This window comes from Paenibacillus sp. sgz302190, from assembly GCF_059820445.1.
In genome coordinates this window covers 784,900-793,510 of record NZ_JBZYAO010000001.1, presented here as the reverse complement: position 1 = coordinate 793,510, position 8,611 = coordinate 784,900, and the positions used below count along the sequence as shown (strand labels likewise).

Genomic DNA, 8,611 nt, shown 5'->3' with positions numbered 1-8,611 from the left:
GCCCGTGGCGGGTTCGCCCGTGAAGGCGCCGCCGGCTTCGCCGGAGGCGCAGAGCGCCGCGCCGCACGCGCGCGCGGCCGATGCGGAGCCGAACTGGATCAGCCGCATGCTCAAAGCCGTCGGCGTGGAGCACGAGCACCGGCTCGCAAAGCTTGACGACCGCCCGAGTGCGATGCAGCGCCCGCGGGAGGCCATGGACGATCTGCTGGGCACGATCGCCCGGACCGATCCGCAGGACGGGGCTGAGAAGCCTGCGGGCGAGTCGCTGAAGAGCCTGCTGCTGCAGCTCGCAGCCTCGGACGACATGCCGGCGCCGCTCAAAGAGGCGGCGCAGCAAACGATCCAGCAAATTACCGGCCAGCAATTGATGCTGACTAACGATAAAGGGTCGATGTTCGCCCATTTGACGCTGTTCATTCCTTTTCTGGACGGCAGCGGGCAGCAGTCGGCGGCCGTCCACATCCAGTCGCGCAAAGGAAGCCGCGGCGAGGTGGACGCGAACAATTGCAGGCTGCTGTTCGATTTGCAAATGAAAGCGATGGGCAGCACTTTGGTCGATGTGCAGGTTGTGAACAAAATTGTCAGTCTTCACATCAATAATGACCATCCTGCGGTCGCCGCTTTGATCGAGGGCTCGCGAGACGAAATATCCGCCGCCTTGAACAAGGCGGGCTACCAGTTTTTCTCCCTGAAAGTATCGCCGTTTCCGGAATTGCCGCAGTCCAAAGAGGGTGAATCGCCGAAGAGCGGCGGACAGCCGGACGGCGGCAAACTCGATGCAAGAGCGCTGTATCAACCGAAAACGTACAAAGGGGTGGATTATCGGGCATGAGACAGGAGCAGCCGCCCCATAAACCGACTCCGATCAAAAAAGCCGTCGCCCTCCGGTACGCCCCGGACCGCCAGAAAGCCCCTATCCTGGTCGCCAAGGGCAAAGGCCAAATGGCGGAAACGATTTTGCAAAAGGCGAGAGAGCACGGCGTTCCGGTTCAGGAAGACTCCTCTTTGGTGGAAGTGCTGTCCAAGCTTGATCTGGATCAGGAAATTCCGCCTGAGTTGTATCAACTGGTCGCCGAAGTTCTGAGCTTTATTTACCGCTCCGACGGACGTATGCGGCAAATGAGGGAAAGCAGATGACCGCCCCGCGCAAAGACAGCAGAAAACAGCTCGGAGCTTTGGGCGAAGAGCTGGCGGCGCAGTTTTTGCAACAAGCCGGTTATGTCATTGCTGCGCGCAATTGGCGGTGCAGGACAGGGGAGCTCGACATCGTAGCCGAGTCGGGCGGAGTGCTTGTGTTTGTGGAAGTGCGGACGAGAAGACCTACCGGAAGCTTCGGGTCGGCCAAAGAGTCCGTCGACCTTCGCAAACAGCTGAAAGTGAGAGAGACGGCGCAGTTTTATTTGCACCGCTACAAAATATATGACCGGAGCGTACGTTTTGACGTCGTTTCGGTTGAACTTTCCGAAGCAGGGGATTCCCCGCGCATCGAACATATTCAAGGAGCCTTTTGAGAACCGGTTGTCCGCAGGACAGCGTTCGCGCAAGGCTCCTTTTTATGCTTGCATGTTCCGCCTATTTTCATGTAAAATAAAGGGCATGAAGGATCGATAAGGAAGCACCTTTTATCCGAACGGCGGCGCGGCGATTGCCATAGCTGCGCAATCTGCGGATGGGAAGGTGTTTTTTTGTGTACGGAAAAGTTAAAAGTGCCTGCTTGCAAGGTATCGAAGGACAACTTATTGAGGTGGAAGTGGACATTTCCAGCGGCTTGCCGCAAATTAATCTGGTCGGTCTGCCGGATTCGGCAATCAGGGAATCGGTTGAAAGAGTGCGCTCCGCGATCAAAAATTGCGGGTTTTCTTTCCCCATGGACCGCATCACGGTGAACCTGGCTCCGGCCGACCTGCGAAAGGAAGGCTCGTCATTCGACTTGGCAATCGCATTAGGTATCCTTGTTGCGAGCGGGCAAACCGCCATGCAGCAATGGGAGCGCACTTTGCTGCTCGGCGAGCTCGCGCTGGACGGATCGCTCAGGCCCGTGGCAGGCGTTTTGTCGATGGTGCATGCGGCAAAGCTTTTGGGCTTAAGGCGCATCGTCGTGCCGGGATATAATGCGGAGGAAGCAAGGCTCATTGCCGGAGTCGAAGTATTCGCTTTGTCGAGTCTTGCCGATTTAAAAGAAAAAGATGAAAATTCCTGGCACGAATTTTTATTTGACGACACTCATGGTTCATCTCGCCAAAACTTTGTAATACCCGACGAAACTCGGCTTTATCACGAAGATTTTGCAGATGTCAGCGGACAGCATCAAGTCAAAAGAGCGATGATGATCGCAGCCGCAGGCATGCACAATATCATCCTCATCGGGCCGCCAGGAACCGGCAAAACGATGCTCGCCAAGCGAATCCCTTCCATTCTGCCCCCGATGACCGACTCCGAAGCTTTGGAAGTTACCAAAATTTACAGCGCATCGGGCAAGCTGCCCGACCGTTCCGCATTGCTGCGCAGACGTTCTTTTCGATCGCCTCATCATACGGTTTCAGCGGCAGGCCTCGTTGGAGGAGGGACGATTCCCAAACCCGGCGAAGTCAGCCTGGCCCATAGAGGAGTGCTGTTTTTGGACGAACTCCCCGAGTTTACGCGCAATGTGCTGGAGGTGCTGAGGCAGCCTCTGGAAGATCGGCATGTAACGATCGGAAGAGCAAGAGCGGTGTATACCTTTCCCGCCCAATTTATGCTCATCGCAGCGATGAATCCGTGTCCGTGCGGCTTCCTTGGTGCCGATTCCGAGACGAACGTCTGCACGTGCACCCCGGCAAAAATCATCCAGTACCGTTCGAAAATTTCGGGACCTCTGCTTGATCGGATCGATCTTCATGTCGAAGTTCCGAAGCCGGGCTATTCCCAGCTAAAAGAGCATAGCGGCAGTTTATCTTCAAGTGAAATGTCGGAACTGGTGCTGGCCGCACATAATCGGCAAGCCAACCGCTATGCCGGAACCGGCATCCGAACCAACAGCGAACTTGGCGGGAAGCTGCTCCGCCGCATATGCAAGCTGACCCCCGAGTGCGATGCTCTGCTGCAGGCTGCCTTTGAAGCGCTCGGCCTAAGCGCCAGAGCCCATGACCGCATTTTACGGCTGGCTTTGACGATAGCGGATATCGAGTCGAGCGATGCCATTCTTCCGCAGCATGTCGCCGAAGCGATTCAATACCGGATTCTGGACAAAAAGAAACAGGCCCATTAATTCCGCTCCTGCCTGCAGGAAATGCGGATGAATCCCCATTCGAATTTCCAATTTCCAAGAGAAAGAAAGCCGGCCTTTATGGCTTTACTGTCGGGAGAGGCTCGTCGTACGGGGGATGCAGAAAATCAATAGTTACAAAAAAGTCAATATATTCTATGTATAAATATGGTATCATTTACATATCTCTTTTTTTTATCAGCTGATCATCTATCTTAAGGGAGGAAGAGTCTTTTCATTTGGATGCCTAAATGAACTCATCGCATGAAGGGGAGGGCGAACGTATATGAAACCCGGTGGTGAAACCGAATGAAGCTGCCGCTCGTTACAGCTTTTGCAGCCGCTCTATTGCTGACTTCTTGTACGGCAATAAATCTGGTGTCTGAAGAAGAGTCAATTGGAGGATCCGGAGAAAAGGAAGCCATTGCCATCGTTATTAACAGTCACAGTATTCCATTCCCCGAAGGATACAATGAAAACCGCAATCCTTATCTTCAGTATATTGAAGATCATACGAATCTGGATGTACAGGTGCTTCTTCCGCCTATCGCAGGATATCAGAAAACGGTGCATTCAATCATGACCTCTGAAAAGCCGCCAGACATGGTAAGTATTCCCTCCCAAGTTATGGTGGCCAAATATGCAAGAGATAACGAACTGATGCCGATCGATGAGCTGTTGGACCGCTACGGTGCGGATTTAAAGGCCAAAATCCCTGACTCTGTGTGGGAGCTGGCCCGCTTTGATGGACATCTGTATGCCATCCCCAGCATGAGCGAAACCCAAGGGGTAGAGCTTATGTATATTCGGAAAGATTGGCTGGACAAGCTCGGCTTGCAGCCTCCCGCTACGCTGGAGGAATATGAGCGAGTGATCCGGGCCTTTACCGAGGAGGACCCTGACGGGAACGGCATTGACGATACGATCGGGTTGTCCATGTTGAACAATTTGTACAGGTCGGCGCCGTTTTTCGGAGCTTTTGGCATACAATTGGAGCAGTGGGCGGAAAGAGACGGTAAGCTGGTCTATACGAATATTTTACCGGAAACAAAGGAAGCGCTTTTATTTTTATCGAAGCTGTACAAGGAAAGGCTGCTTGATCAAGAATTTCCCCTCAACACTCACAACAGTTTTGCTAATAAAATCAAACAGGGGAAGGTCGGCTTGTTCTCGGCAGCTTGGTATGATACACGCAGCATAATTGCTGAAAACAAGAGGGTTGATCCGTCTGCTGAATGGATCCCTTTGGCATACCCAATCGGTCCTGCCGGACAGAGCGGCGTTTATGGGACAAAGCCGGTGCAGAGCTATCAGGTTATACCGGCCGGCAGCAAGCATGGGGAAGCTGTAATCCGTTTCTTGAATTTTATTGCGGGGGAAGGTCAGCGCGATCTGGTTCTGGGGTTTGAACATCAGGTATGGAAGCAGATTGATGACAGGATCGTAACCGATTTTGCGGAGCATGACAAGCATTTGTATCGTGAGATGTACAGTTCCCTTGCTCGGGTCGCGAATCCGGATTTATTGCATGCTCGATTGGACTCTTATGGGAAGGAGTATCGGCTGTTCGAAAATTTGCAGCTGATCCAGAGGAACTTGATTCAAGACCGGTTTACCGGCTTGCCTACGCGAACGATGGAAGAAAGTTTATCCGAGCTTAGTGCGCTGAAGGAGATTTTTCTGAAAATAATCATTGGGGCCGCTCCCCCGGAAGATTTCGAGCTGTATACGAAACAGTGGAAAGAAAGGGGAGGGGATACCATCACCCGGGAAGTGAATGAGTGGTATCAGACCTCTCAAAGATGAGGGTACGAACATGCGCTGGATCCGATGGGTGTATCACAAATATAAACGGAGCACACTGGTTCGTTTAACCTGCTATTTTCTGGTCGTTCTGCTCCCGTTGGTGGCGGTCAGCTTGTATGCCAATGAAGATTCCAGGCAGATGATGCTGGAGCAGAGCAAGGCACGAACCGAGAACAGTCTGGCTTCGGTAGCGGAAAACGTTGATCTGACGCTGCAAAATGTGGAAGAGCTCTCCAAGCTGGTTGCTACGGCCCCCGATTTGCTGCAAATGCTTGAAAAGGCGGATTCCGATTCGGTGCTGACGCCGGGGGCCATTGTCGATTTCACTCGAATGATGCGCAGTTTGTGGAACATTTCCTCCATCAGTCAGAGTGTGTCGGAAATGGCGGTTTATCATGCGGAAACGGGCACGATTCTGTCTACCAAACTGGGGGGGAGGCGTGTTCAGGACAGCAGGCATAAGGAGTGGCTGAAGGGACTTGCTGTAACGAACGGACCGGCGGTTAAGTACGTCTTCGCTAACGAGGAAATCCCCGGCGGGGGTACGGTAGGCGAATTAATCGGGGCGGATTCCGTGTCCCTAGTGAGGACAATGGATCTTCATAACAGCAGGAAACAGTCCAATTTGCTTATTATCACCTTAAGTCGTACCAGGCTCGTTCAATTGATGCAATCCGTCATTCCGTCCGCCAATGCGAGCCTTGCTTTGTATACAAGCGACGGGAAGCTGGTAGCTGGTACGGCCGGCGTCAAAGCGGATCATGATCCCGTGGAGTCCGAGGGCTATCTAAAGATGGTGAAAAATACGCGGTATTACGGATGGTCTCTTGTTTTGCATCAGCCGGAAGAAGAGATTTACGGGAAGACCATGCAAATCAGAAGCTATACGTATATCATTATCGGAGTCAGCGTGTTTCTGGCCATTGGGATTGCATGGGGGATTTATACCCGCATCGTTTCTCCGCTATACAAATTGACTCATGCCATGAAGAAGTTGAGCGACGGCAACCTGGATATCCGGCTGGACATTGACCGCGAGGACGAGTTCGGCTATTTAATGAAGGCTTATAACCGGATGGCGGAACGTCAAAAACATTTGATTGAACATCATTACGAGCAGCGGCTGCGGCTTGCGCATACGGAATTGAAATTTCTCCAGGCGCAGATCAACCCCCATTTTCTGTATAATACGCTCGATTCCATCTACTGGATGGCGAAGAATTACGATGCGGACGAAATCAGCGAGATGGTGCTGAACCTTTCACGCTTTTTCCGGCTTAGCTTAAACAAGGGGAAAGAGTCGTTCAGCGTGGAGGAAACGATCTCCCATTTGGATTATTACATTCGTGTGCAGCAAATTCGCTTTATGGACAGTTTTGCCGTGGTCTATCGGATTCAAGAGGAAAGCAAGCAGATCCCGATTCTCAAACTGCTCTTGCAGCCTTTGGTTGAGAATGCCATTGTGCACGGATTTGAGGCCGGTCTTGACGGCGGCGAGCTCATTATTGAAAGCAAGGTGCTGGAGGACGCTCTGCTGCTTTCCGTGCAGGACAATGGATCCGGCATAGCTAAAGAAAGGCTTGCTTATATTCAACAGCTGCTTGCGCAGACAGCGGCCCGGGACCGGTTCCTGCCGGACCAGGGGGATGGCGCCTGGACGGATGTGTACGGGCTGAGAAATGTGCTTTCGAGAATCCGTATGCTTTACGGCAGCGAGGCCGGGTTATGGATCGGCAGCAGAGAAGGAGAAGGCACAACTGTAACCGTCCGGCTTCCGCTTAGCCGGTGTACGGCGGAATTTCATCTGGAATCAACGGCACAGCCTGCAGACAGAGCAGATAGAATGGAGGAAATGTCATCTTGAATCTATTGATTGTCGAGGATGAGGTCCGGCTGTGCAGCAGCTTGGCCCTTCATATTCCGTGGGAAGACCATGGCATCGAAATTGTCGGGACCGCATCTAACGGGATTGAGGCACTTGCATTGATCGAACGGACAAAGCCGAATCTGCTGCTTGCTGACATTCAGATGCCTCTGATGGACGGGTTGACGTTGGTGCGCCGGGTGAAGGAAAGCGACCCTTTCATCAAAACGGTCATTCTAAGCGGACACGATAACTTTGCGTATGCCCAAACGTCGGTGGAGCTTGGCGTATACAAATATTTGCTCAAGCCGGCAGGCGATTCGGACATATTGCAAGCCGTTCTCGGAGCGGCCGAACAGCTGCGCGAGGAATTGAAGGAACGGCATGAACGTATGTTGCTTAAATACAAGTGGGAACAACATTTGCCGCACCTGCAAAACCAGTTTTACAACCATTTGTTAAGGGGCCGGTACCAGGCCGATGAAATTACGCGCATAAGCAGGGAACTGCAGTTGAATCTCAAGCCTGACGAACGTTATGTCATAGCGGTCTTTGATATGGACAATCCGCCGGAGCAGGAGGGCATTTCATACGTAAAGGATGCTTCATTGCTGCATTACACGTTAGCCGGCTACTTGCAGGACAGGTTCTGCGCTTCCGAATTCCGGCTGTTCAGCGATATTCAGGGGTTTTCCGTCGTTTTATTTGCCGTTAGGGACAGGGAACAGGACCAGGAAGCCGTGCTGCGCGTTCATACGACGGCAGCCAAAGTGCTTGCTCTCATCCAGGAACATATGGATCATACGACGAGTGCCGGGATCAGTGGGGGAGCCGGCGAAGCGAGGGAGATTCCCGTCTTGTACGGCGAGGCCTGTACGGCTCTGTTAAACCGCAAGCTGCTGGGAGGCGGCATAGCTATCCCCTATCGCGAATCCATACAGCGGCATGAACCGGTTCTTTATCCGGAGCTTGCCTACGAGAGAGATTTGGAAATGGCTTTGCAGACAGGGGACGAGAACAAAGCGCTTGTAGCTTTGAGATCAATGTGGCAAGAGGGACAGAGCGCGTTGATAACCCTGGATGATATGCATGAATATGTCCTTCATTTAAGCAGTTGTTTGATCCGTTTGATCAGAAAGCAGGGCTGGCCTGTCAAAGAAGTGACGGGCGAAGACTTCGTCTTTTTTCAAAACATCCACCTGCTCAATACGGCCGAACAAATTTATAACTGGCTGCAAAATTCGATACGCAACATGTTGGCTTACGCTCGCGCACAAAGGCAGACGGTTATTCATCAAACTGTCAAGCAGATTCTCGATCTTGTGGAGCAGGAGCTTGACACCGAATTTACTCTCCACACAATCGCGGAGAGACTCTATGTGAACGCCTCTTATTTAAGCCGGCTATTTAAACAGGAGATTGGCAAGCCGTTCTCGACCTATGTGTTGGAAAGAAAAATGGAGCGGGCCCGATCCGTTTTATTGGAGGGAGCCAAAGTCTATCATGCCGCTATGGCAGTCGGATACCGGGATGTCAGCTATTTTACTAAGGTGTTCCGCAAATATTGGGGCGTTACGCCAGGAAGCTGCAAGCTATAAAGTCATCAAATTACCATAAGAAGGATTGATTGTAGGGTAACTTTGTTTAACACCCCCTTGTATACTGAAGAAGATGTATAGACAATCCAATATAAGGGA

The 8,611-nt window shown here is 52.1% G+C and carries 7 protein-coding genes; all 7 read left to right on the top strand.

Annotated features, from left to right (window positions below; translation table 11 throughout):
* On the top strand, positions 1–832 hold an 832-nt coding region (fliK, locus tag AC6RNO_RS03465), incomplete at its 5' end, for a flagellar hook-length control protein FliK (RefSeq protein ID WP_497104606.1).
* Positions 829–1,137 (top strand): EscU/YscU/HrcU family type III secretion system export apparatus switch protein, encoded by a 309-nt coding sequence (locus AC6RNO_RS03460; protein WP_474683256.1) that lies wholly within the window; start codon positions 829–831, stop codon positions 1,135–1,137. The genes fliK and AC6RNO_RS03460, both read left to right, overlap by 4 nt.
* On the top strand, positions 1,134–1,511 hold the full coding sequence (locus AC6RNO_RS03455; protein ID WP_497104604.1) for a YraN family protein: 378 nt from the start codon (positions 1,134–1,136) through the stop codon (positions 1,509–1,511). The genes AC6RNO_RS03460 and AC6RNO_RS03455 overlap by 4 nt, the downstream gene beginning before the upstream one ends.
* Positions 1,512–1,687: 176 nt before the next feature.
* Positions 1,688–3,247 carry a YifB family Mg chelatase-like AAA ATPase gene (locus tag AC6RNO_RS03450; RefSeq protein WP_497104602.1) on the top strand — a complete coding sequence of 520 codons (1,560 nt, stop codon included), beginning with the start codon at positions 1,688–1,690 and terminating at the stop codon, positions 3,245–3,247.
* A gap of 306 nt (positions 3,248–3,553) precedes the next feature.
* On the top strand, positions 3,554–5,050 hold the full coding sequence (locus AC6RNO_RS03445; protein WP_474683253.1) for an extracellular solute-binding protein: 1,497 nt from the start codon (positions 3,554–3,556) through the stop codon (positions 5,048–5,050).
* Between the two features lie 10 nt (positions 5,051–5,060).
* Positions 5,061–6,914: a histidine kinase gene (locus AC6RNO_RS03440; protein ID WP_497104600.1), complete on the top strand. Its 1,854-nt coding sequence runs from the start codon at positions 5,061–5,063 to the stop codon at positions 6,912–6,914.
* A complete protein-coding gene (locus AC6RNO_RS03435; protein WP_497104598.1) occupies positions 6,911–8,512 on the top strand; it encodes a response regulator in 1,602 nt (533 codons plus the stop codon). The genes AC6RNO_RS03440 and AC6RNO_RS03435 overlap by 4 nt, the downstream gene beginning before the upstream one ends.
* Positions 8,513–8,611: the final 99 nt, after the last annotated feature.